The sequence below is a fragment of the Terribium retamae genome (assembly GCF_022347545.1).
In the GTDB taxonomy this organism is placed as follows: Bacteria; Pseudomonadota; Alphaproteobacteria; order Rhizobiales; family Rhizobiaceae; genus Mesorhizobium; species Mesorhizobium retamae.
In genome coordinates this window covers 1-24,339 of record NZ_JAKREW010000055.1, presented here as the reverse complement: position 1 = coordinate 24,339, position 24,339 = coordinate 1, and the positions used below count along the sequence as shown (strand labels likewise).

Here is a 24,339-nt window from a genome sequence, read left to right as displayed (position 1 = left end):
CCGCCTTGCCGTGCGGGAAGCCGGCCGGTGTTCCCTTGGCCTTCATTGCCTTGCAAAGTTCAAGGAAACCGGCCGTGTCTTTCGGAAATTCGCTGAAGCCGGCAGCTTTCATATGGCTGTCGCGGTAGACCACGGCGTTGCCGATCGCTGCCAGCGGCAGGGCTATGAACTTGTCGTCGCGCACGGCATAGCCGCGCATGCCTTCGTACCAGCCGCCATATTTGTCGCCGAGATAGGTGGCGAGTTCGGTCAGATCGAGCAGTTTGTCCGGATACTGGTGCGCGTCGTCGAACCAGCACATCACCATGTCCGGGCCGGAGCCGACATTCGCCGCCACGGCTGCCTTCGGACGGATGTCCTCCCAGCTCTCCTTGTCGACACGCACCTCGACGCCCGTCGCTTCGGTGAATTTCTTGGTGTTGGCGAGCCAGGCGTCCTCGTCGCCCTTCACAAAGGGCGTCCAGCGCAGCAAACGCAGGCTTGCGCCTTGTTCAGGCGTGTATTTCGGCTCCGCGGCCTGGGCGAAGGCGGGTGTCATCCCGAATTTCCCGAGGCCGGTCGTCGCAACAAGTCCGGCAGAAGCGGCAAGCAGATCACGTCTGTTGATCGTCATTGTTTTTCCTCCATCCTGGTTTGCGGGATTGCATTATCTGCCGGCGTTGCGCTGTCCCGAGGCAGCACACGCCGTTATGCGGTCGCTCAGGAAGCGGCCTGGATCCGCTGCCCGCTATCGGCATCGAACAGATGCGTGGAGCGGGTGTCGATCGAGACGTTGATCGTCTCGCCCGGCTTGACCGAGACGCGCTCATGGAAGACGCAAGCGATGTCCGTGCCGGCGAGCTTCGCCGTCATTTGCGTCTCGGAGCCGGTGGGTTCGGTCACGACGACGGTCATGGGAATACCGTCACCATTGATCTTTATGCCCTCGGGCCGCAGGCCGTAGATGAGGTCCTTGCCCTTGGCTGTTTCGGATGCGGCGTTCACCGGCAGCATGGTGCCGTCCTCGGCAAGGAACCGGCGGCCGTCATTGGGGTCGAGGCGGCCCTTGATGAAGTTCATGGCCGGCGAACCGATGAAGCCGGCAACGAAAAGATTGGCCGGACGGTCGTAGAGTTCGAGCGGCGCGCCGATCTGCTCGACAACGCCGTCATGCATGACGACGATCTTGTCGGCCATGGTCATGGCTTCGATCTGGTCATGCGTCACATAGACGGTGGTCGTCTTCAGCCGCTGATGCAATTCCTTGATTTCGGCCCGCATGGCGACGCGCAGCTTCGCGTCGAGGTTGGACAACGGTTCGTCGAACAGGAACACCTGCGGATCGCGAACGATGGCCCGTCCCATCGCGACGCGCTGGCGCTGGCCGCCGGAAAGCTGGCGCGGATAGCGTCCGAGCAGGGCGGAGAGGCCAAGGATTTCGGCGGCGGGCTTCACCCGCGTTTCGATCTCGGCCTTCGATGCGCCCTTCAGCTTGAGCGAGAACGCCATGTTCTCGGCCACCGTCATGTGCGGATAGAGCGCGTAATTCTGGAACACCATGGCGATGTCCCGCTCCTTCGGCGCGAGCTGGTTGACGACTTTTTCGCCGATGCGGATTTCGCCGGCCGTTATGTTTTCCAGACCCGCCAGCATGCGCAGCAGCGTCGATTTCCCGCAGCCTGACGGTCCGACCAGAATGACGAATTCACCGTCGGCGATTTCGACATCCACACCCTTTATGACCGGATGGGTTCCGAACGATTTCCTGACATTCACGAAGTCGACTGACGCCACAATCTTTCCTCCCAGAATTCACCTGTGCGTTTCGGCTGTCGTTATTTGTTCCCGTATTGCGTTCCCCAAGCCCCAGTGCAGTTCTGCTTATCCCCGGCCCACCAGGGGCATCGTCGTCGCCATGACGGTCATGGTCAGCACATTGGCCTCGAGCGGCAAGCTCGCCATGTAGACCACCGCATCGCCGACGTGACTGGCGGGGATCGTCGGTTCGCTGGCGATCTCGCCATTGGCTTGCATCACGCCCGAGGCCATCTTCGAGGTCATGTCGGTCGCTGCGTTGCCGATGTCGATCTGCCCGCACGCGATGTCGAACGGTCGGCCGTCGAGCGCGGTCGACTTGGTCAGCCCGGTGATCGCGTGTTTGGTCGCCGTATAAGGTGCCGAGTTGGGCCGCGGCGTCTGGGCCGAGATCGAGCCGTTGTTGATGATGCGTCCACCACGGGGCTCCTGCGCTTTCATCAGTCTGAACGCCTGCTGCGTGCACAGGAATGCGCCGGTGAGATTGGCGCCGACGATCGCGCTCCACTGCTCGAAGGTGATCTCCTCCATCGGCACCGGCGGCGTGCCCATCCCGGCATTGTTCACCAGAAGGTCGAGCCTGCCGAACTCGGACTTGATCGCGTCGAACAGCGCCGCGACCGATTTGGGATCGCCGACATCGGCCTTTATCGGCCGCACCTTGCCGCCGGTTGCCTTGGTCAGCTCACTTGCCGCGGCGTCCAGAACCTCTTGTCTTCGGCCGGTGATCACGACCGTGAAACCGGCCCCGAGAAGGGCCTCGGCAATCGCCTTGCCGACACCCGTGCCACCGCCGGTCACCACGGCGATCTTTGTCTTTGCGGGTTCACTCGCCATGATCAGATCTTGCCTCCAAGCTCGTCCTCGATATGCGCCCTGATGATGTCGTCGAAGCGGGTTTCGGCCTTGAAGCCGAGTTCTGCCGCCCGGCGCGCGTCGAAGTCACGTGGCCAGCCGGCGACGATCCGGCGGATGGTTTCATCCGGCTCACGCCGGATGAGGCGGACGGCCTTTGCGCCGGCAACCCGCTCGAGCGCAGCAATCTCGTCGCGGACGGTCGCCGAAAGGCCAGGCATGGTCAGGTTGCGGCGGAGCCCCACCTTTTCAAGATCGAGCGTGGCGGCGTGGACGAAGAAGCCTGCGGCGGAACGCGGGCTGGCAAACCAGTGCAGCACATCCTCTTCGACTGGCAGCACCGCCTCCTGCCCGGCAAGCGGCTCGCGCAGTATGTTGGAGAAGAATCCCGACGCGGCCTTGTTCGGCTTGCCGGGGCGCACGCAGATCGTCGGCAGGCGGATGCCGATGCCGTCGAAGATGCCGCGCCGGCTATAATCGGCCAGCAGCAGTTCGGCGATCGCTTTCTGCGTACCGTAGCTGGTGAGCGGCGTGGTGAAGAACTCGTCGCCGATCTTTTCAGGAAATGGTGCGCCGAACACGGCCACCGACGATGCGAAGATGACGCGTGGCCTGTAAGGCTCTTTCAAGCCTTCAGCACGGATGGCGTCGAAGAGCGCGCGCGTGCCGTCGAGATTGACGCGGTAACCCTTTTCGAAATCGGCTTCCGCCTCGCCGGAAACGATCGCTGCGAGATGAAAGATGATATCGGGCCGTTCCGCGATCAGCTGTGCGGCAGCTCCTGCATCGGAAAGATCAAGCGCGAGCGAACGGGTAATCGCGTCAAGCGGTCCGGGAGCCGTTGGCTCGACCACATCCACCAGCGTCAGGCGGGTCACTTCGCCGCCGAGAACACCGTCTTCGTGCGCAATCCGATCCAGCAGCTTGCGGCCGACCATGCCGGCCGCGCCGATAATGAGCACATGCATCTACCAGTATTCCTCCCTCAGGGGGCGGCTGCCCCAGATCTGTCTCCGGCTTCGGCATCAGCTGCCGCGACCCTCCAGCATTTCCCTGGTGGTGTCGTGGATACGTTCCAGATGTGCTTTGAAAGACGCGACGACCGCCGTGCGGTCACGTGCCCGCAGCGCCTCGACGATGGCGACATGATCCGCATAACTTGCCGCGATCGCGCCGGGGCGAGCCATCGCATAGCGGCGATGTTCCATCATGTAGGTGTAGAGATCGGTCACGAAGTCGGCGAGCAGCGGGTTGCCGCAAGCGCGATAGATCGTGACATGGAATTCCCGGTCGCAGATCAGGAAGCGGATAGGGTCGGAATTGGCCACCTGCTGTGCCGCAAGCGAACTCTCCAGCCGCGCCAGCTCCGCCTCACCGATACGCTCGGCCGCGTCGCCGACAACCTTCAGTTCGATGAGTAGCCGAGCTGCATGGACGGAGCCGAGATCATAACTGTCGATCGCGCTGGGTGCAGCGATCGTCACCGGGACATGCGTCAAATCCACATTGGAGACCCGGGTACGGCTGCCTTGCGACACTTCCACGATGCCGCGTGCCGAAAGGGCCTGGATAGCGCCCCGCACCGTCTCGCGGCTGACATCGAGCGCCGCCGCCAGCTCGCGTTCGCCGGGCAGCTCGTCGCCTGCCCCGAGAACTCCGGTGGCAATCAGCGACATCAGCTTGTCGGCGATGACATCACGCGCAGTGCGGCGCGTCAGGCTGGGCCTGAGTTCCGGAACCTGCGAGAGGATGTCGTTGCCGACCATTCACAATCACCGCTGATACACTGGTCGGTCCAGTAGACAAGGACTCTATGCGGACGCGGAGAGACCTGTCAACGAGCGGTGCAAACGCGGAGCTGTTTCGCCTGGCGAACGGCTACGGAACGCCATCGCGGATACGAAAAAGCCCCCCGCAGGTCAGATACCGGCGGGGGCTTTCTCGTTCGTCGTCGAAGCTTATTCCACGAAGGCGAAGCGGATGACGAACAGGATTGCCACCAGCCAGGTAGCCAGATGCACTTCGCGGAACTTGCCGGTCGCCGTCTTCAGCACGGCATAGCTGATGAAGCCGAAAGCGAGACCGTTGGCGATCGAGTAGGTGAACGGCATCATCAGTGCCGTCAGCGCGGCCGGTGCTGCTTCCGTGATCTCGGTCCAGTCGACCTCGATCAACTCGCGCATCATCAGGCAGGCGACATAGAGCAGCGCCGGTGCGGTTGCGTAGACTGGCACCGATGCGGCGAGCGGCGAGATGAACAGCGCGGCCAGGAACAGCACCGCGATGACCAGAGCGGTCAGGCCACTGCGGCCGCCGGCTTGCACGCCGGAAGCACTTTCCACATAGGCGGTGGTCGAAGAGGTGCCGAGCAGCGAGCCGGCGACGATCGCGCTGCTGTCTGCAAGCAAAGCGCGGCCAAGGCGGTTCGGCTTGCCTTCTTCGATCAGGCGCGCGCGCTTGGCGACACCGATAAGCGTGCCGGTGGCGTCGAACACTTCGACCAGCACGAACACCAGGATGACATGCACCAGGCCGCTATGCATGGCACCGACGATGTCAAGCTGCAGGAAGGTCGGCGCGATCGAAGGCGGCATCGAGACGATGCCTTGGAACTGACTGACGCCGAGGATCCAGGACAGGATGGTGATCGCCAGGATGCCGATCAGGATGGCGCCTGGAACCTTGAGGCCGTCCAGCGACGCGATGATGAAGAAGCCGAGGATGGCAAGCAACGGCCCGGTCGTCGTCAGATGGCCGAGCGTCACGAAAGTGGCTTCGCTGGCGATGACGATGCCCGAGCTTTTCAGCGCGATGATGGCCAGGAACATGCCGATACCGGCGGCAATCGCACTGCGCATCGAATGCGGGATGCCGGCGATCAGCCAGCTGCGGATGCCGGTCACCGTCAGGATCAGGAAGATCACGCCTGAGATGAAGACGGCGCCCAGTGCCTGCTGCCAGGTGAAGCCCATGGCGCCGACGACGCCGAAGGCGAAGAACGCGTTGAGGCCCATGCCGGGCGCCATGCCGATGGGCCACTTGGCCACCAGCGCCATGATCAGCGAGCCGAGCGCTGCAGCCAGACAGGTAGCGACGAACACGGAGCTTTTGTCCATGCCGGTCGACGAGAGGATCTCCGGGTTGACGAAGATGATGTAGGACATGGTCAGGAAGGTGGTGATGCCGGCGATCACTTCGATCCGCACCGACGTCCCCAGTTCCTTCAGTTCGAAATACTTCTCGAGCATAGCTTTTCCTCCGCTGCCCGTTTCCTCCTCACCGCCCGCGCACGGCCCCCTTGCCGTCCGCAATCCGATGCCGCGCTGTGCATGGCACGGGACGCGGTCTTGACCTTCGTTGAACGCAGACAGTCTGGATGCACCGGTTTGCCGGCGCACGATGGCGATCTCTCCTGCCGGAGTGATCGACAAGCAGACATGAGGCGCACTCGCCCGCTCAAGTTATCTTGAAGTACTTCCGCTCATTTGTCTGGCGCAAGGGCCCAATCGGGCCGCTTTGCCGCAAACAGTTTCGCGATTTTCGCGAATATCAAAAAGCTATGGGAAGGGTCGGCGTGGCCTGTCGACTGTGGTTTCGGCACGGATAGGCACCGCGATGGCCAATAAGAAACGATCAACATGTTGATGGCGGATCGCACAATGTCAACAGAGGAGATAAGCCGATCGGTTTGGAGCACGGACGCCGTCATCCAGCGTCCGTGCAGGCAGGTCAATTGATGAAGTAGCGCTGCCACTCGAAGTCGGTGATATGCGAAGCCTGCCAGGCTTCGAAGGCAGCCTGCTCGGCGCGGCGACTTTCCGCATAATTGTCGCGGAAGGCTTCGCCGAACGCTTCGGCGCAGAAATCGGAATTTGCGAAAGCTTCGATCGAGGCGTTCAACGTGCGTGGCAGCTTGGGTTTGTCGAGTAAGGCCAGGTCGCCGCTCACTGGGGCTTCCAGGGGCAAGCCCTTCTCGATGCCCTCGCAACCGGCGGCGAGGATCGCGGCGACCGACAAATAAGGGTTGATGTCGGCACCCGGTGCCCGATGCTCGAACCGGCAGGCACCGTCATTCGGCGTGGTGATGGCGCGGATCGGCGCGGTCCTGTTCTCGAAACCCCAGGCTACATCTTCCGGCGACCACGCCCCGCGGTCGAACCGGCGATATGAGTTGACGGTCGGCCGGAACAGGAGATGCGTCTCCTGCATGCGGTTGAGCACGCCGGCCAGGAATTTCTCTGCCACCGGTGTCAGCTTATTAGGCCCTGCGGCAAAGGCCGGCTTGTCGTCTTTCCAGAGACTGACATGGTGGTGCGCGCCGCATGCACTTTCCTTCCCGGGCGGCTGAAAGCGGGTCATGAAAGTGGCAACCAATCCGCGTTCCGCGCAGAGTTCGCGCAGATGCAGCTTGGCGCGCATCGCCTCGTCCGCTGCCTGCAGGGCGGTTTTCGGCGTCAGCGCATATTCATACATGCCGAAACCATACTCGGTGACCAGCGAGGCGATGCCGATGCCGATGCTCTTCATGCGGCGGATCAGTTCGGCCGCGAAGTCCTGATATTCGCCGCTGCGCACCAGGTCGTAGTTGGTCAGCGAGTGGCCCCATGGCTTAAGCTCGCGGTAGCGGCCGGCGCGCATCAGGTCGTGATCGGCATGGAAGATGCCGAACTCGTATTCCAGCGCAAAGCGCGGCTCATAGCCGAGCGCCGCCGCGCGCTGTTCGACGCGCGCGAGAACGCCGCGTGGATCGTAGGGACAGGGCGAGCCGTCAAGCATGTACGAGAAGGTGATCGCGGAGGCGTATTCCGGCTTCCAGCCATGCTGTACCACGGTTGCCGGATCGATGATGCCTTTGATGTTTGGAAAGCCATTTTCCTCGTTCGCGGTCGCCGAAGCGAAGGCGACATCGCCGATCGGCTGGCCGTCGCCATGGGCCACACAATAGAGAATGGCGTTGATCGCTTCTCCGTAGCGCGAAAGCTTCAGCGGCGCGATCTTCGAGCGGAAGGCACCCGACGTATCGACCGTGTGCACCTGGATGAACTCGACGCCATCCAATGCCAGTTTCTCCTGCAATGCTTCGAGCTTCGGCCCGTACTCGGCGACCTTGTCCTCAAACTCCACTTTGTCCTCCACCCTGAGAAAATATCGGTGCCGCCTAGCGGGCATCGCGCCGGAAAAGCCTGGAAAGCTGCTCGTCGAGTTCGAGCCGTCCGCTGATTCCACCCGGCCTGAAAGCCATGCAGAGCACGATGACGACACCAAGCGCCACGCCCGAGAGGCCAAGCAACTGCGGCAGCTGGACCCCGGCAATGGTCACGCCGGATTCGATGCTGCGGATAAATTCGAGCCCGATCGAAAGCACGATCACGCCGGTGACGGCGCCGGTCACCGTCGCCATGCCGCCTAAGATCAGCATGGCAAGCGTGATGAAGATCTGCTGGAAGTAGAACAGCTTCGGGCTGATCGTCCCGGCGAAGTAGGCAAAAAGCACGCCGGCCAGCCCGCAGATGAGCGCGGACAGCACCCAGGCCACCAGCCGCAGGCGTTTCGCGTCGATCCCGAACGCTGCCGCCGCCTGCGGGCTCTGGGCGCTGGCGCGAAGCTGCAGGCCCCAGCGGCTGTCCTTGAAGAGGCGGGCGATGACGATCACGGCAACCGATGCAACCAGCATCGCCGGCAGGTTGATCACCTTGGGGATACCGAAGAAGGCCTGGTTGCCCTTGAACAGGTCAGTCCAATTCAGGAACACCGAATGCACGATGATGAGCAGCGCCAGGCTGACGATCGTGGCGGCGACGCCTGAGAGCCGGCTGATGATCTTGCCGCTGATCGCTGCAAGGACGGCAACGACCAACAGCGCAAGGACAGCGGCGGCCAAAGGATTCAGCTCCACGAAGGCGAGCCCGAATGGCGCATTGGGGATGGACAGTTTCTTCATCGCCAATGGAGTCGACAGCACCGCCACGCCATAGGCTCCGACACCGACGAAGGCGCTGTGGCCGAGATTGGCGATGTTGCTGTTGCCCATGAATATCTGGAGACCGACCACGATGATCAGGTTGACGAATGCGGCCAGCGCCAGATGCATATAGTAGGCTGGTGCGAAACCCAGGATGGCGAGGCCGATCAGGACGACCGGCAGCGCGGTGACGAGCCCGCCGAACAGCGAGCGACGGAACTTACCGTTGCCGGCAGGCGTCACGGCATCCGACGGACGGGCAGCGACTGCGCTTTCGCTCATCTCAGATCTCCTTGTCGCCCAGTTCGACCCGCTGCCCGAGCAGGCCCTCCGGCCGGTAGACGAGCAATGCGACGATGATCACGTAGGTGAGCGCGTCCTTGAAGCCTCCATACTCCTGCGGCAGTGCCACCAGCAGGCCGACCTCGATGAAGCCGAGCAGCATGCCGCCGGCGGCAGCACCGGCCAGTGAGCCGAAGCCACCGAGGACGCAGGCCACGAAAGCTTTCAGCACGAGGCCGAAACCGAGATCGGGAGAGACCGAGCCGCGCCGCGCCAGGATGAACACGGCTGCAATGCCGGCGAGTGCGCCGGAAATGGCAAAGGCCGTTGCGATCACACGATTCGCGCGGATGCCCATCAGCCGGACCGTGGCGAAGTCGCGCGACGCCGCACGGATGGCGAGGCCGAGTGTCGACCGGCTGAGGAAGAGCACCAGGGCAAGGATGGTGAGGCCCGAGACCACAAGCTCCATGACCTGCAGCGACGACACAGCGAACGGTCCGAAGAACCACATCTGGTTGAGGCCATTGAGGATCGAGACCGACTGCGGCTTCGGCGATATCAGCAGCATGAAAAGGTTCTGCACCACGATCGACACGCCGAACGCCGTCAGCAGGCCCGTCGTGGTCGGCGCATAGCGCACGGGCCGGAAGGCGACGCGTTCGAATGTCACGGCGGCAAGCGCTGCAGCCGCCACCGCAAGCAGCACCGCGACGATCGGCGAGGTCAGGCCGAGCGCTGCCGCCAGGAACACGCTGTAGGCCGAAACGCCGATGATCTCGCCATGGGCGAAATTGACCAGGCCCATGATCGAAAAGACGACGGCGAGCCCGAGTGCCACCAGCGAATATTCCGCACCGAAGGCCAGCGCGTTCAGGAGCTGTTGCAGGGCGTAATCCATGGCCTACCCGCCGAGATAGAGGTTGAGGAGGCCGTGCTCGTCGGCAAGTTTTGCCGGCGGCCCATCATAGCGCAGTGCGCCCGAACTCACGACATAGACGCGGTCGGCGAAACGCAAAGCTTGTGTCGCGTTCTGCTCGACCACTAAAAGGGTCATCCCTTCGGCTTTCAACTGACCGATGAAATCGAAGATCTGTGCGACGATGCGTGGCGCGAGCCCGAGCGAGGGCTCGTCGAGCAGCAGCAGTTTTGGCCGCGACATCAGGGAACGTGAGATGGCGAGCATCTGCTGCTCGCCGCCCGAAAGAGTGCCGGCAGCCTGGGCGTAGCGTTCCGAAAGGACAGGAAACAGCGCCAGGAACCGATCGATATCCGCGCGTACGCCTTTCGGATCGCGGCGCGTCGCTGCACCAAGCCGCAGGTTCTCGCCCACGGTCAGGTTGGCGAAGATGTGCCTGCCTTCCGGTGTCGAAGTCAGACCCCTGCGAATCCGATCCTCGGTACGTGTGCGCGAGATGTCCTTGCCGTCGAACACGATCCGTCCCGCCATTGGCGCAACCAGGCCGGTCAGTGCGTTGATGGTCGAGCTCTTGCCGGCACCGTTCGGGCCAAGCAGGGCGACAAGTTGGCCCGGCTCGATCGAAAGGGATAATTCGCGCACGGCTGCGACCGCACCGTAGCGGACGGACAGGTTCTCGACCGTCAACACGATGGCATCCGGATTTGCGAGACAGCGCGGGATATCATGGTGAGGCGACCCTCTTACTTCAGGGCCGGAACATAGCTGGGTGGCGTATCGGTGATCAGCACGCGCTTGCCGTTGGCGAATCCCATGACCGGAACGGCCTTGACCGGGTAACCCTTCTTTTCAGCGAAGGAGATCGTCGGCGCTGTGATGCCGGGATAACCGCCGGGTGCACGGATCGCTTCACGCAACGCCGCTGCCTCTGTCGTGCCGGCCTTCTTGGCAGCCTCGTAGCTCACCTGAACCATGTCGGCTCCCATCGCGTCGAAGATGCCGTTCACCTTGTAGCCGTCAGCCTTGCACTGGGCGAGGAATTGATCGATCGGCCCATCGATGCCGGTGGCACCGTGAGTGGTGAACATCACCTTCTCCAGCGCTGCCACATCGCCGACGGTCCCCTCCAGCGACTTGTCGTCGAAGGCGTCGCAACCTGCGACCCAGCCGTCATAGCCATTGGCACGCAACTGCCTGATGAGGATACCGACATCCGGCAGCACGCCGCAGACATGGATGCCGTCGGGCTTCTGCGGCAGGGCCTTGATCGAGGCGATCTGCGGCGACCAATCGGTAGTGCCCCACGAGTAGTTGAGCTTGGAGACAATCTTGCCGCCCAGATGCTCGAACACCTCACCGAACCATTCCGGGAGTTTTTCCGAATAGGAACCGGCATCGGGCGAAACCAGCAGCGCCACCGTCCGTGCGCCCTTGCCATACAATGCGTTCGCGGTCGCAGCGGCGTTGATCGGGTCCGGCACGGCGCCAGCAATGAAATTTTCGAGGCCGGCCTGCTGCATCTCGAGCTGTGTGTTGGGTGCCGAAAAGACGGTCGCGCCGTAAGGCTCGGCGATCTGGGCGGTCGGGATCAGGGCATCCGGAAAAGGAACCCCGGTGATGACCTGCGCGCCGGCGTCGAGGAACTTCTGGCCGAGCGAAACCGAAAGCTGTGGATCGGAGCGATTGTCCTCGATCATCAGTTCGATCTTAGGATCATTCGTGCCTGCCGCCTTGTTCAGCTTGTCGGCCATGCAGCGCGCGCCTTCCGCTTCGCTATAGGGCGCATAGGTGCCCGTCATGGCGACAGCCAGGCCGATCTTGAGTTCGCTCGCTCCCGCATGGGCTGCCTGCAGCAGCCCGGCCGTCAGAACAGCGGCTCCCAAAGTCAGTTTATCCATTTCGAACCCTCCCTTGTTCTTGTCCTGCGGATGCCGGCGCCATCACGATGGCTGCGCCTGGCCGACATAGACTTCGATGACGCGCGGATCGCGCCAGACGTCCGCCGTGCCGCCCGAGGCGATGACCTGGCCTTGGTCCATGACGCAGAGCCGGTCGCAGAGCCGGTTGATGAAGCGCAGGTCGTGATCGATGACGATGATCGCGCAGCCGAAATCGCGGCGGATGGCCTCTATCGCCTCGGCCAGCGTCTCGGATTCGCTTTCGTTGAGGCCGGCGGCTGGCTCGTCGAGCAGAAGCAGTGATGGGCCGAGCGCAAGTGCGCGTGCGATCTCCAACCGTCGCTGGCTGCCATAGGAAAGGGTTCCCGCGGGCACATCAGCTGCCGCATCGAGTTCGTACTGCGCGAGCAACCTGTCGATATCGATGCGGCCGGCAGCGTCGGGGCGCACGTCACGGCAGGTGATATGCGCGACCTCGACGTTCTGGCGGACCGTCAGCTCCTTGAACAGGCGGATGTTCTGGAAGGTTCGGGCAATGCCGGCGCGGGCGCATTCTTCGGGACCTTGCCCCGTCAGGTCGCGATCCGCCAATCTGACGCTGCCGGCGTCCGGCCGGAGCACACCGGAAATAGCATTCACGAGCGTGGACTTCCCAGCGCCGTTGGGGCCGATCAGGCCGAGGATTTCGCCTGTGGCGCAAGATAGCGAAGCCCGGCGCAACGCCTGCACTCCGCCAAATGTCTTGCTGACTGCCTCCACCGACAACATCGGTTTCGCCTCCCATTCCGGCCGTGGGCTGTTTGCTCCCTTCGGCTGGCTTTCAGGATGCTAGACCTGGAGCTTTTCCATAACAAGCATTTTTTTCCATTTTGGAAAAAGTAATTGCTCTAGGTCCGGAGATGAGGCGCGGCGGATGGGGTGTCCAGCCTGTTCAGCCGGCGATGGCGTTCGGAATGCTGTCGCGCGGGACGGTGTTCGACATCAGCATGATTGTCGGCTCGTCGCCTAGCGACACATAAGCGTGCTGCATTTCGCCGTCGAACAAGATGCTGTCGCCCGGCTGCAGGATCACCGGATCATAGTGGATGGTGTGCAACTCAAGGCTGCCGCTCTGCACATGGATGAATTCCTCACCCGAATGGCTGCGCCAGCCGCCATTTTCCTCGAACGACTTCGCATGCAGCGTAACGCGCCAGAAAATGTTGGTTTTGTCGCGGAAATCGCTGCACAGAACCTCGAAGACCATGGCATTGCCTTCGTGCAGCACGCCGCTCCCGGCGCGGGTGATCGAGCGCCTGGCTTGCATGCCCGGTTTCGGGCTGAACAGGAAGGATGCCACCGGCACGTGCAGCACGCCGGCTATGGTGAGCGCGACGTCGACGGTCAGCCGGGCCTTGCCGTTCTCCAGCTTGGACAGCTGCGAAACCGAAAGGCCGGAGCGCTCGCTGAGCTCGCGTAGCGTGATGTTCTGCTGCTTGCGCGCATCCCGAATCTTGGATCCCACATTGCCTTGCATCGTCCGCGCCCTTGGCTGTCGTGTTTCCATTCAGGCGATTTCGAATAATTGTTGCATCTGTCGTCCGTTAAGCACGTGCCATGGTCCAAAATCGGTGCGACAATTCTCCGAAATCGCCTTCGGCAAGCTGTAGCGAGAGCGCTTGCGAGCGTCCAGCGCTTCGAGCAATTCCAGCAAACAGTGCGCAGCGGTTTTGCGTCCGGAATTGCGTAACCAAAAGAGCGGAGCGTTTCCGCGAAAAGCGGAAACGCCTTAGACGGCTACCGCGTGATCCGGCCATAGGGTTTTCGCTACCTCGGAAAGACTGTCCTCCAGCACCCGGCTGACTTGCTCCAGACGATAGGGCTCGGTGAGCAGGTCGTTGCGGACTTCGAGATAGAAGCACGGCAGGCCCTGCTGCAGGCCGTGCCGGTTCAGTGTGTAGCCGACGGCCTGGCGCCAATCGTAGGGTTCGTTGTCGCCGACAATCAGCCCGGCTGCATGGCCCCCGGCTTGCATCGCCCGCAGAATAGCGGACAGAAAGGGCGACGGTTCGCGCCACAGGACGCCGATATCGACATTGCGCCGCACGCCACCCATGACGGGCGTGAAAGAGTGGATCGAGATGAGGGCTTTACGTCCCGGTATGCCATCCGTAATCGCCTGTTCCAGCGGCGCCCAGCCGACCTGTCGGCGCAGCTTGCGATCGTCATCGCTCACGTCGAGGTTTCCTGGTACGGGAATGCCGCCGAGGTCGGGACGCATGTAATCCCATTCCTCGATAGGGCGGTTATAGTCGAGAAAAAGCCGCGAATAATGCGCCACTACCGCTGGCGCTTGGAGGCGCTGCGAAAGCCTCCTCGTCAGTCCATCGATGCCGAGATCGACGGCGAAATGCGTTGCGAGATAAGGTGCTGCGAGGCCAAGATCACGCCACGGTGCCGGCACCTTGTTGCCGGCATGCTCGGCAATCAGCAAATATGGGCTGGTCGCTTCAGGCAGCAGGCGTTCGACGGCATCGGCCGCAAGTGCCTCGGCTTCGGCGGATTCCAGGCGAATATCAGACGATCTTGGAGCGGACATGGTAGGATTTCGCTGCCGTGGCTTCGATCAGGCCCGAGCGGCCGTTGGTGCGGCCCATTCCCGAGTTCTTGATGCCGCCCCAGGGCAGATAAAGGTCAGCGTGGTCGCAGCGGTTGAGGTAGACCGTGCCGGCTTCGACCTTGTCGAGCAGTGCCGTGCCATGGTCGATGTCCTGCGTCCATATACTGGCGCTCAATCCGTAGTCGCTGTCATTCATCAGGCCGATCGCCTGTTCGTCGCCGTCAACCGCCTGGACGCAGGCGACCGGTCCGAACAGCTCGTCGCGCATGATCGGCATCGAGTGGTCGACATCCACAAGCACGTCGGGGGCAACATAGGCCGCACCAAGCCCCGCTGCCTTTTGCGTGGCGGTATCGGGCATCAATCGCCTGGCGCCGGCCCGAACGGCTTGCTCTGACAGGCCACGGATCGTCTCGGCTGCCGTTGCACGCACCAAAGGGCCGACCATCGGTTTTTCCTCGATCGGATGGCCGATCGTCCACTTTGCGGTTTCGGCCACCAGCGCGTCGACGAAACGATCGTGAACCCTGCGGTCCACATAGATGCGTTCGACCGAGCAGCAGGACTGGCCGGCGTTCGAATAGGTGCCTTCGGCGATCTGCGCCACGGCGGCATCGAGATCGGCGTCGGCGCGAACATAGGTCGGATCCTTCCCGCCGAGCTCGAGATGCACCTGCGTGAAGGTGCCGGCAGCGGCGGCGTGAACGCGACGGCCGCCATTGACGGAACCGATGAAATTGACGGCGTTGAAGGTACCAGAGGCGATCAGCCTTTCGGCATCGGCATGGTCGAGATGCAGGCTCTGGAAGACGCCGTCGGGACCGCCCGCGGCACGGAAGGCTTCCTCAGCCACCTCCGCGATCAGGGGCGTTTGCGGCGAATGCTTGAAGATCACCACATTGCCGGCCGCCAGCGGCGCCGTCACCAGATAACCGAGCATCGCCGTCGGATAGTTCCAGGCGCAGATCGACAGATGCAGGCCTCCGGGGATCGGGCGCGCATAACGGCGGATGTTCTCCTCCGAGGGATAAGGCACGTCGGCCAACGACTCTGCGGCGCCGTCAGCCAGCAATTCGCCGATCAGCGCCAGGCGCGGTGTCTCGTCGGCTTGCCAGAGCGGGCGGCCGATCTGCCACGCAACCATTTCGGCGAGTTGGCTGGCGCGTGCCTTCATCTCTTCGCCAAACCTTAGCAGGATCGCCAGCCGCTCGGTTAGCGGCGTTGCCTGCCAGGGCTTCAGTGCCGCCCGTGCCCTGGCCACTGCGGCATCGATGGCGGCGGCGTCGGCATAGTTGCGGCGAACATAGATGGAGCCATCGACCGGAGAAGTAACAGGGAAGGACCGGATTTCGGTGCGCAGGTTCATGGTGTGGGTATCCGCCGGCTCGCTGGGGTTTATTTCCACACGATATCTGGATTTTCCATTTTGGCAAATTTTTTCTATTCCGGCTTGATGGATTGTGTGCAGGTCCCTATTGTCCGCTCCAACGGCAAATGCTGAACGGAGGAGGGGTATCGATGATCGAGTTTGATTTCAGCGGCAGGCATGCGGTTGTCGCGGGGGCCGGCGGCGGCATGGGCGAGGCGATTGCGCTTGCCTTGCTTCAATCCGGGGCAGCGGTGACGGCGGTGGACGTCAAGGAATGTCCGGCATCACTCGACGTTTTCGGCGACAAACTAACCTATGCGCAGGGCGACCTCACCGATGAGGCCTTTGTCCAAAAGGTTGTCGGTGAGGCCGGCAACGCGCGTGGCGGCGTCGACTATCTCGCCAATGTCGCCGGCGTTCTGTGGTTCGGCCGCGACAAGTCGGTGCTGGAGATGGACCTCGACGTGTGGGATCAGGTCTTCAACATCAACCTGAAGTCGTTCGCCCACACAGCGCGCGCGGTGGTGCCCTTCATGCGCTCCAGCGGGCGCGGCGGCGCCATGGTGCATTTCTCCACGATCCAATGGTATCGCGGCGACCCTGCCCCGCAGGACGCCTATCAGGCATCGAAGGCCGGCGTCTGTGCGCTGTCGAAATCCTTGGCCATGCAGCTCGCCGCGGAGCGCATCCGTTCCAATGCCATCTGCCCGGGCATGGCGCTGACGCCGCTGCAGGCGCGCTGGGATACGGAGGAAAAACGCCAGGCTGTCGCGAACTACGCACCGCTCGGCCGCATCGGCACGCCGCAGGATATGGCCAATGCCGCCCTGTTCCTGCTATCCGACGCCGCCAGCTACATCACCGGCATCGAACTTGCCGTCGATGGCGGTCTCTTAATGCGTATGTAATCGGGGTAACAGCCGGTTCGACCGGCGGCGCCATTCTTTTAGTGATGGTCGTGCATGCATTTGCCGTGATCGGCCAAAACCTCGATCACCCGGCACTCGGCGAGCCGCCCATGCCGACATTCCTCCACCATCACTTCCAGCTCCGCCTTTAGCGCCATCAGGCTGGCGATGCGCTGTTCCACCTCGACCAGCCTCGCCTTGGCGATGGCGTCGGCCGTCGCGCAGGGCTGAGCCGGATCATCCTGCAGCGCGAGCAAGGTGCGGATGGCGGAAACTTCGAAGCCCAACTCGCGAGCGTGGCGGATGAAGGCAAGCCGGCGCAGTCCTTTTTGATCGTAGAAGCGCCGATTGCCGTCCGTGCGTGGCGGCTCGGGCAGCAGTCCGATCTGCTCGTAATAGCGGATGGTCGGCACTTTCACACCGCTCTCTCTGGCCACGTCACCGATCGTCAATTCGGACTTCATTTTTCCTCTTGCTCCTCTAGTCGCTAGAGGATGTAGCGTCTGCTCGAACATAATCAAGGGAATGATCATGGCACGAGCATCAGAGCAGATGCGCTACCGCGTCGACGGTATGGATTGCGCCTCCTGCGCATCGAAGATCGACACCGCCGTGCGGCGCCTGAAAGGTGTCGAGGATGTCTCCGTTTCGGTGACGCGTGGCATGATGACCGTGAAGTTCGATGGCGACACGGCACTTGTACCCGCTCTCGAAAAGCGGGTGACTGGTCTTGGCTACAAGCTGTCCCGGATGCCGGCAAACAGCTCCGTCCCTGCCGCTGCGAACAAGGACGATGCATGTGGCTGTGGCCATGATCATGGCGATCACGCCGGGCATGACCACTCGGGTCATGATCATGACCACCATGACCATGATCACGCAGGCCACGACCATTCCGGGCACGATCACGCCTCTCTTGGAGCAGCCAAGCCAGCAGCAATGGACAGCGCCAAAGTCGAAGGCCTGCACGGCCATGACCATGCTCCGGGTTCCGGCCCGTGGTGGAAGTCCGGCAAGGGCAAGCTGACCATCGCCGCCGGCCTTGCTCTGGCCGTCGCCTATGGCATCGGCAAGCTGGTTCCCGGCTATGAAACCTGGATCTTCACCGTCGCCATGCTGGTCGGCCTCGTGCCGATCGCGCGCCGCGCCATCGCGGCCGCCTTTGTCGGCACGCCTTTCTCCATCGAGATGCTGATGACCATTGCTGCCATCGGTGCAGTCATCATCGGCGCCACGGAAGAAGCCGCAGCCGTCGTCTTCCTGTTCCTCATCGGTGAATTGCTCGAAGGAGTTGCGGCCGGCAAGGCGCGTGCCTCGATCCAATCACTGACTGCGCTGGTGCCGAAGACGGCACTGCTGGAGCAAGACGGCAAGGTGAGCGAAGTGCAGGCGGAAACACTCGCCGTCGGTTCAATCATCATGGTGCGTCCGGGCGACCGCATCCCGGCGGATGGCATCGTCGTCTCGGGTGAAAGCGCGGTCGACGAAGCGCCGGTCACCGGAGAAAGCGTGCCGGTGCGCAAGGTGCCGGATTCCAACGCCTATGCCGGCACGGTCAACAGCGATGCGGTGCTGCGCGTGCGGGTGACGGCGGCGGCAGCGGACAACACCATTGCTCGTGTCGTGCGCCTCGTCGAGGAAGCGCAGGAATCGAAAGCGCCGACCGAACGTTTCATCGATCGCTTTTCGAAATATTATACGCCCGGCGTGGTCGTCTTCGCCGCGCTCGTCGCCATCATCCCGCCGTTGGCAATGGGCGGAGCCTGGGACGAATGGATCTACAAGGGCCTGGCCATTCTTCTGATCGGCTGCCCCTGCGCGCTGGTCATCTCGACCCCGGCAGCAATTGCCGCCTCGCTTTCCTCGGGTGCGCGACGTGGCCTGCTCATGAAGGGCGGCGCAGTGCTGGAGAACCTCGGCAAGACGACCGCAGTCGCCTTCGACAAGACGGGTACGCTGACCGAGGGCAAGCCGAAGGTCACCGATATCGACGGTTTCGGCTTGCCAGCTGGAGAAGTGTTGCGATTGGCAGCCGCGCTGGAGACCGGTTCGTCCCATCCGCTTGCCAAGGCCATCCTCGGCCGCGCCGAAGCCGACGGCATCGTGGTGCCGCAGGCTACCGGCGCCAAGGCTCTCGGCGGCAAGGGCGTTTCGGGCATCGTCGACGGTACCGAGATTTTTCTTGGTTCGCCTCAGGCCGTGGCCGAGCGTGTGCCGCTCAGCGCCGGCCAGTCGAGCCGCATCGCCGCGCTGAACGACGAAGGCAAGACCGTCTCCCTTCTGCTTGCCGACGGCAGGCTTGCCGGTGCCTTGGCGATGCGCGACGAACCACGTCCCGATGCGCGGGCCGGCCTGCAGGCCCTGGCGGATCGTGGCATCCGGACCGTGATGTTGACAGGCGACAATGCCCGCACTGCTGTGGCCATCGGCAAGCAGCTCGGCATCGAGGTGCGTGCCGAATTGCTGCCTGAGGACAAGCAACGCATTGTCGGTGAGTTGAAGCGCGAGGGCTATGCGGTCGCCAAGGTCGGCGACGGCATCAATGATGCACCGGCGCTCGCTGCCGCCGATGTCGGCATCGCCATGGGTGGCGGCACCGACGTTGCGCTCGAGACCGCCGATGCGGCCGTGTTGCATGGACGTGTCGGCGACATCGCCGGAATGATCGCACTTTCGAGGCGCACCATGTCCAACATCGGTCAGAACATCACCATCGCGCTCGGCCTGAAGGCGGTGTTCCTTGTCACCACGGTGATCGGCGTCACCGGCCTTTGGCCAGCGATCCTGGCCGACACGGGTGCCACCGTTCTGGTGACGATCAATGCGTTGCGCCTGCTTGGCGCGGCGAAACAGGTCACGGCCTGATCGATGGCGTGAAGGCGCCGCGTTAGGGTGGCGCCTTCCGTGCCCGCTAAGCCGCCTTCAGCAGGTAGGCGTCATGCCTGCGCAGGAACGCATGCAGCCGATCCTGATAGTCCGTCCCGACGGCCTGTCTCACGCTCGGCCGTTCCGCCAGCATCGCCCGCCAGGCGCGGACGCGTGGTGTTTTGGCGAAGACGGCGGTTTCGGCAATCGTGTCGAACAGGTCGAAGTAGCGAAACACCGGCGCAAACACCGCGTCGACGAGGCTGAAATCCTTTCCGGCAAAATAGGGTCCATCGCCGAGGACCCCTTCCAGCCTCTCGAACTTTTCTGCAATGACAGCGCGCTTCTGTTCATAGATCGCAGGCTCCGGCGTCGTTTCCAGTCCCCATATGTCGGAGAGAATGGTCGAGCCGAACTCCATCCAGGCGCGATGCTGAGCGCGTAGCAACGGGTCGCTGGGATGCAGCTTGGGCCCCGCCCTTGTCTCTTCGATGTATTCGCAGATCACGGAGCTTTCGAAGAGTACCGCCTGTGGCCGGTCGGGCTGCCGTACGATCAGCAGCGGCACCTTGCCGAGTGGCGACACGGCTAGGAACCAAGACGGCTTGTCGGCAAGGTCGATGAGCACTTTTTCGAAGGGCACGCCCTTTTCGGTAAGCGCGATCGCAGCGCGCTGCACATAGGGGCACAGATGATGGCTGACGAGGGTCAGTGTTTGCATGGGAGCCTCCTTGGAGCGTTTCCGTTTTTCACGGAAACGCGGAAATGTTCTAACTCTTTGTTTTCCGCAATTCCGGACGGAAAACCGCTACGCACTTTTCCTGGAATTGCTCTAAGCCGCGATCTTCATGCCTTCGGCCTGCATCGCTTCGCGCACTTTCGGCCGCGCGCCGACGCGATCCATGAAAGCGCGAAGGTGCGGGAAGGCTGCAAGGTCGACCTTGGTGAAAGCCGACCAGCCGACGATGGTGAAGAGATAGGCGTCGGCCGCACTGAAGCGGTCGCCAGTGAGATAAGGGCCCGACTTCGCCAGGTGGTTTTCGACGAACGCCAATCGCTTGGCGAGCATTTTGCGCGCGACGTCCTGCGCCTGCACACCGTATTCGGGATGGAACAGCCAGGGGCTGTACATCTTGTGCAGCTCGCTGGCGATGAAGTTGAGCCAGGACTGCTGGCGATAGCGCTCGGCTGTTCCTGCCGGCTGCATCAGCGCCGAGCCTGGCTTGAGGTCGGCGAGATATTGCACGATGGCTGCGCCTTCGGTCAGCACCGAGCCGTCGTCCAGTACGAGCGCTGGCACATAGCCGTTCGGGTTGACGGCCGTGAAGTCGGCGCCGGTTTCCGTCGGATGTGGGGTTTTGGCGAGGTTGACCTTTTCAAGGTCCAGCGCGATGCCAGCTTCCAGCGCGACGATGTGCGGCGAGAGCGAGCAAGTGCCGGTGGCGTAGTAGAGCTTCATGGCAGATCCTTCCGAGGATTGGTGTCGCCGCCGTCGGCGACCTCCACCATGGAGAATAGGGTTGGCATCCACGCATTGCGCGTTGAGATTTTGCCTGTTGCGTTTGCATGACTGCAAGGCCCGGACGTGCTAGCAAACTGGCATGGATGACTGGAATGAATTGCGGCTGGTCCTGGCAGTCCAACGCGAGGGAAGCTTGACCGGTGCCGCCAAGGCACTGGGCGTCGATCACTCGACGGCCTTTCGCCGGCTGAATGTCTTGGAGGCCCGTCTCGGCGTTCGCCTGTTCGAGCGCCTGCCCGGCGGTCTTTATCAGGCCACCACCACCGGCGAGCGCATGGCGGCGACCGCGGAGCGCGTCGAGGACGAGACACTGGCGCTCGACCGCGATATTGCGGGTTCCGACCATCGGCTGTCGGGGCGTTTGCGAGTGACGTCTTCGGAAACGCTGGCCTACAGCCGGTTGCCGAACCATCTGGCGGCGTTTCGCCGGACGAATCCCGGCATCGTGGTCGAGCTGCTGATCGACAATCGCGTGCTCAGTCTGTCACGACGCGAAGCTGACATCGCGCTGCGACCGGTTCGTCCCAAGGAAGGCGACCTGTGGGGACGCAAGCTCTGTGCGGCGGCCTGGACTTTCTTTACCGCGCCTTCATATCTGGAGGCGCTCGATGGCCCGGTTGCCGACATCGGCGATCGCCAAGATATCATCGGCTGGGAAGAAGGGGCTGCCGGTATCCAGGCTGCTGAATGGCTGGATCGCGCAGCGCCGGAAAGCGCCTTCGTCTACCGCACCAACAGCCTCGTCAATCAATCGGTCGCGGCAAAGGCCGGTATCGGTATCGCGCTGCTGCCCTGTTATCTCGGCGACAGCGATCCCGGCCTCGTGCGTGTGCGGCCGGACCCCTTGCCCGATCTCGAAGGCGAGTTCTGGATCGTGACCCATGCCGACCTGAAACGGACGGCAAGGGTCCGTGCCTTCTTCGAACAGGTCGGCGACGGGCTGGCCCGAGAGCGCGATCTGTTCGAAGGGCGTATGCCTCGTAGCGCGGGCTACACGATCTCCAGATAGGCGCTGAACTCGTAGTCCGTCACCTGTTCTGCAAAACCGGCAATCTCCTGCCGCTTGCAGGCGACCATCATCTGCCTCAGCACGGGCGCAAAGATCTCTGCCGCGATCGGGCCGCTCTCGAATGCGTCCACTGCCTGGCCCCATTCAGCCGGGATCTTGCGCTGCTTCTTGGCCGAATAGGCCCGCCCTGTTTGCGGCGCCGTCGGTTTCCAGCCGTTCCGGATACCAACCAGCGCTGCCCCCAGGATCGCCGTGAGGACAAGATAGGGATTGGAATCCGCCCCGGCGACACGGTGTTCGATGCGCCGCGCCTTTGGATTGCCGCCCGGGATGCGGATCGCTGCCGTGCGGTTTTCGTAACCCCAGGAGATCGATGTCGGCGCGTGCGTGTCGGGCCGCAGGCGGCGGTAGGAATTGTAGTGGGGTGCAAACATCAGCGTCGTTTCCGCCATGCCGCGCAGCAGGCCCGCGACAGCGTTCTTCAGGACTGGCGAGCCCTCGGCGGTGCCGTCATCGAAGACGTTCTCGCCCTTCTCGTTGAGAAGGGAGAAATGGACATGCATGCCATTGCCCGAACGCATGCCGTAAGGTTTGGCCATGAAGGTGGCGGCCAGCCCGTGCTTGCGGGCCACGCCCTTGACGATGCGTTTGAAGAAGACGCTGTCATCCGCCGCCTTCAGCGGATCGTCGGTGTGCAGAAGATTGATCTCGAACTGGCCGATGCCGTTCTCGGCAATCGCGGCGTCGGCCGGCACACCCTGTCTCGCGCATTCCTTGTAGACGTCGGAGAAGAACTCGCCGAAATCATCCAGTTCATCGATGGAGAGAATAGCGTCGGAATCGAGCCGCTTGCCCGTATAGGGCGAGATCGGCGGCATGGCGCTGTCAGGTTCCGGGTCGATCAGGTAGAATTCCATTTCCGTCGCCACGACCGGCTTCAGTCCCAGTTCGCGATACTGCGCGACGATCGCTGCGAGCGCCTGCCGGGGGTCGGCCAGGAAAGGGCGGCCATCCTCCAGCGACAATTGCAGCGGGATGAGCGCGCTCGGCCGCGAGGTCCAGCTGACCGGCAGTGGCCCGCGTCCCGTCGCCTCGCATATGCCGTCGCCGTCACCTGTGGCGAAAACCTGGGTGCTACCGATGATGTCCTCGCCCCATACGTCGACGCCGACGATGGACAGTGGCATGCGGATGCCGCCGCCGAGAACCTTGGATGCCTGTTCAACCGGGATGCGCTTGCCACGCATGATACCGTTCAGGTCGCAGACCACGGCCTGAACGCTTTCGATCGGGCCGTTTTTTTCGATCCATTCCTTCAACTGTTGTGATTCGCTCAATTTGAGCACCTATGCCTTTCTTGTTGAGAGCCGCATTGCCGGGCGAAGCTGGCATTGCGCCCAGCGCCGGTCAAGCTGACCCGAAGTTGTGGATCAGCGTGTGCCGATTCCTGTCGACAACCGGCACTCATGCGGTTAGGCGGTGGCAAACAGAGTTGCGGGAGCGGCCATGACCGGAAAAACCCTTATCGCACCTTCGGTGCTGTCCTCCGATTTCTCCAGGCTCGGTGACGAGGTCGAGGCGATCGTCGAAGCCGGCGCCGACTGGATCCATCTCGACGTCATGGACGGGCATTTCGTGCCCAACATCACTTTCGGAGCGCCGGTCATCAAGGCGATCCGCAACCGCACCAAGGCCTATTTCGACTGCCATCTGATGATCGCGCCGGTCGATCCTTATCTGGCAGCGTTCGCCGATGCCGGCTGCGACGGCATCACCGTGCATGCCGAAGCCGGTCCGCATCTCGACCGTTCGCTACAGACCATCCGCAATCTCGGCAAGAAAGCCGGTGTCTCGCTCAACCCCGGCACGCCGGAAAGTGTCATCGAATATGTGCTCGACCGTCTCGACCTCGTGCTTTTGATGACGGTCAATCCCGGCTTCGGCGGACAGGCCTTCATCCCGGCGGTGGTCGAGAAGGTGAAGCGCGTGAAGGCGCTCATCGGCGACCGGCCGATCGACATCGAGATCGATGGCGGTGTTTCGCCGGAAACCGCGCCGCTGGTCACGGCGGCCGGCGCCAACGTGCTGGTCGCCGGTGCTGCCGTGTTCAAGGGCGGCACGGTCGACGCCTATCGCAGCAACATCGCGGCGATCAGGACGGCTGCGGACAAGGCAGCGCTCTGATCGGTGTTCATTGGGGGTGCGTCCTTCGAGGCTCGCCCGCCTGGCTTTACAATCTCTCCAATGCCTTGCGGGCTCGCACCTCAGGATTGTTTGAGCGGGTTGGTGTAGATTGGCGGCCGAAGCTACCGGCCGTGCATAGCCGGCAGCTTCGGCGGCGGGCGACCGTCCTCAGG

Annotated in this window: 23 protein-coding genes; 4 read left to right on the top strand and 19 right to left on the bottom strand. The window is 62.8% G+C overall.

Annotated features, from left to right (window positions below):
* From L4923_RS27790 to L4923_RS27720, 15 genes are all read right to left on the bottom strand, one after another.
* Positions 1-613 (bottom strand): ABC transporter substrate-binding protein (locus tag L4923_RS27790; protein ID WP_239370347.1); only part of this gene is annotated, 613 nt, incomplete at its 3' end.
* A gap of 86 nt (positions 614-699) precedes the next feature.
* Positions 700-1,773 (bottom strand): ABC transporter ATP-binding protein, encoded by a 1,074-nt coding sequence (locus L4923_RS27785; RefSeq protein WP_343304333.1) that lies wholly within the window; start codon positions 1,771-1,773, stop codon positions 700-702.
* Between the two features lie 87 nt (positions 1,774-1,860).
* Positions 1,861-2,631, bottom strand: a complete 771-nt coding sequence (locus L4923_RS27780) for an SDR family oxidoreductase (protein WP_239370346.1) — start codon at positions 2,629-2,631, stop codon at positions 1,861-1,863.
* A 2-nt stretch (positions 2,632-2,633) separates the two neighbouring features.
* The gene (gene denD / locus L4923_RS27775) at positions 2,634-3,617 is read right to left on the bottom strand and encodes a D-erythronate dehydrogenase (protein ID WP_239370345.1); all 984 of its coding nucleotides are present in this window, start codon (positions 3,615-3,617) and stop codon (positions 2,634-2,636) included.
* 57 nt (positions 3,618-3,674) lie between these two features.
* A complete protein-coding gene (locus tag L4923_RS27770; RefSeq protein WP_239370344.1) occupies positions 3,675-4,415 on the bottom strand; it encodes a FadR/GntR family transcriptional regulator in 741 nt (246 codons plus the stop codon).
* A gap of 192 nt (positions 4,416-4,607) precedes the next feature.
* The gene (locus L4923_RS27765) at positions 4,608-5,897 is read right to left on the bottom strand and encodes an NCS2 family permease (RefSeq protein ID WP_239370343.1); all 1,290 of its coding nucleotides are present in this window, start codon (positions 5,895-5,897) and stop codon (positions 4,608-4,610) included.
* A gap of 481 nt (positions 5,898-6,378) precedes the next feature.
* Positions 6,379-7,773 (bottom strand): glutamine synthetase family protein, encoded by a 1,395-nt coding sequence (locus L4923_RS27760; RefSeq protein WP_239370342.1) that lies wholly within the window; start codon positions 7,771-7,773, stop codon positions 6,379-6,381.
* A gap of 34 nt (positions 7,774-7,807) precedes the next feature.
* The gene (locus L4923_RS27755; RefSeq protein ID WP_239370341.1) at positions 7,808-8,893 is read right to left on the bottom strand and encodes a branched-chain amino acid ABC transporter permease; all 1,086 of its coding nucleotides are present in this window, start codon (positions 8,891-8,893) and stop codon (positions 7,808-7,810) included.
* A gap of 1 nt (position 8,894) precedes the next feature.
* A complete protein-coding gene (locus tag L4923_RS27750; RefSeq protein ID WP_239370340.1) occupies positions 8,895-9,794 on the bottom strand; it encodes a branched-chain amino acid ABC transporter permease in 900 nt (299 codons plus the stop codon).
* Between the two features lie 3 nt (positions 9,795-9,797).
* Entirely contained in the window at positions 9,798-10,502 is a 705-nt protein-coding gene (locus L4923_RS27745; protein WP_239370339.1) for an ABC transporter ATP-binding protein, read from the bottom strand.
* 53 nt (positions 10,503-10,555) lie between these two features.
* Positions 10,556-11,710, bottom strand: a complete 1,155-nt coding sequence (locus L4923_RS27740; RefSeq protein WP_239370338.1) for an ABC transporter substrate-binding protein — start codon at positions 11,708-11,710, stop codon at positions 10,556-10,558.
* Positions 11,711-11,752: 42 nt separating this feature from the next.
* A complete protein-coding gene (locus tag L4923_RS27735; protein ID WP_239370337.1) occupies positions 11,753-12,478 on the bottom strand; it encodes an ABC transporter ATP-binding protein in 726 nt (241 codons plus the stop codon).
* Positions 12,479-12,641: 163 nt separating this feature from the next.
* On the bottom strand, positions 12,642-13,214 hold the full coding sequence (locus tag L4923_RS27730; RefSeq protein WP_239370336.1) for a helix-turn-helix domain-containing protein: 573 nt from the start codon (positions 13,212-13,214) through the stop codon (positions 12,642-12,644).
* Between the two features lie 264 nt (positions 13,215-13,478).
* A complete protein-coding gene (locus L4923_RS27725) occupies positions 13,479-14,288 on the bottom strand; it encodes an N-formylglutamate amidohydrolase (RefSeq protein WP_239370335.1) in 810 nt (269 codons plus the stop codon).
* The gene (locus tag L4923_RS27720) at positions 14,266-15,675 is read right to left on the bottom strand and encodes an aldehyde dehydrogenase family protein (RefSeq protein WP_239370334.1); all 1,410 of its coding nucleotides are present in this window, start codon (positions 15,673-15,675) and stop codon (positions 14,266-14,268) included. The genes L4923_RS27725 and L4923_RS27720 overlap by 23 nt, the downstream gene beginning before the upstream one ends.
* Before the next feature lie 152 nt (positions 15,676-15,827).
* Between L4923_RS27720 and L4923_RS27715 the strand changes: the two genes are divergently transcribed.
* Positions 15,828-16,586 carry an SDR family NAD(P)-dependent oxidoreductase gene (locus L4923_RS27715; RefSeq protein ID WP_239370333.1) on the top strand — a complete coding sequence of 253 codons (759 nt, stop codon included), beginning with the start codon at positions 15,828-15,830 and terminating at the stop codon, positions 16,584-16,586.
* 38 nt (positions 16,587-16,624) lie between these two features.
* Here L4923_RS27715 and L4923_RS27710 read toward each other — a convergent pair whose 3' ends face one another.
* Complete coding sequence (locus L4923_RS27710) at positions 16,625-17,050, bottom strand: MerR family transcriptional regulator (RefSeq protein WP_239370332.1); 426 nt, start codon at positions 17,048-17,050, stop codon at positions 16,625-16,627.
* Positions 17,051-17,117: 67 nt separating this feature from the next.
* On the opposite strand from L4923_RS27710, the gene L4923_RS27705 reads away from it, so the two are divergent.
* Positions 17,118-19,451 (top strand): heavy metal translocating P-type ATPase, encoded by a 2,334-nt coding sequence (locus tag L4923_RS27705; protein ID WP_239370331.1) that lies wholly within the window; start codon positions 17,118-17,120, stop codon positions 19,449-19,451.
* Positions 19,452-19,497: 46 nt separating this feature from the next.
* Here the strand turns inward: L4923_RS27705 and L4923_RS27700 are convergent, their stop codons facing one another.
* Positions 19,498-20,172 (bottom strand): glutathione S-transferase family protein, encoded by a 675-nt coding sequence (locus L4923_RS27700; protein WP_239370330.1) that lies wholly within the window; start codon positions 20,170-20,172, stop codon positions 19,498-19,500.
* A gap of 111 nt (positions 20,173-20,283) precedes the next feature.
* On the bottom strand, positions 20,284-20,910 hold the full coding sequence (gene gstA / locus L4923_RS27695) for a glutathione transferase GstA (protein ID WP_239370329.1): 627 nt from the start codon (positions 20,908-20,910) through the stop codon (positions 20,284-20,286).
* A gap of 142 nt (positions 20,911-21,052) precedes the next feature.
* Between gstA and L4923_RS27690 the strand changes: the two genes are divergently transcribed.
* Positions 21,053-21,982: a LysR family transcriptional regulator gene (locus L4923_RS27690; protein ID WP_239370328.1), complete on the top strand. Its 930-nt coding sequence runs from the start codon at positions 21,053-21,055 to the stop codon at positions 21,980-21,982.
* Here the strand turns inward: L4923_RS27690 and L4923_RS27685 are convergent.
* Positions 21,964-23,319 carry a glutamine synthetase family protein gene (locus tag L4923_RS27685; RefSeq protein WP_239370327.1) on the bottom strand — a complete coding sequence of 452 codons (1,356 nt, stop codon included), beginning with the start codon at positions 23,317-23,319 and terminating at the stop codon, positions 21,964-21,966. The genes L4923_RS27690 and L4923_RS27685 overlap by 19 nt on opposite strands.
* 169 nt (positions 23,320-23,488) lie before the next feature.
* Here L4923_RS27685 and rpe point away from each other — a divergent pair, with 169 nt between their 5' ends.
* A complete protein-coding gene (rpe, locus tag L4923_RS27680; protein WP_239370326.1) occupies positions 23,489-24,166 on the top strand; it encodes a ribulose-phosphate 3-epimerase in 678 nt (225 codons plus the stop codon).
* The last annotated feature ends 173 nt before the right edge of the window (positions 24,167-24,339 follow it).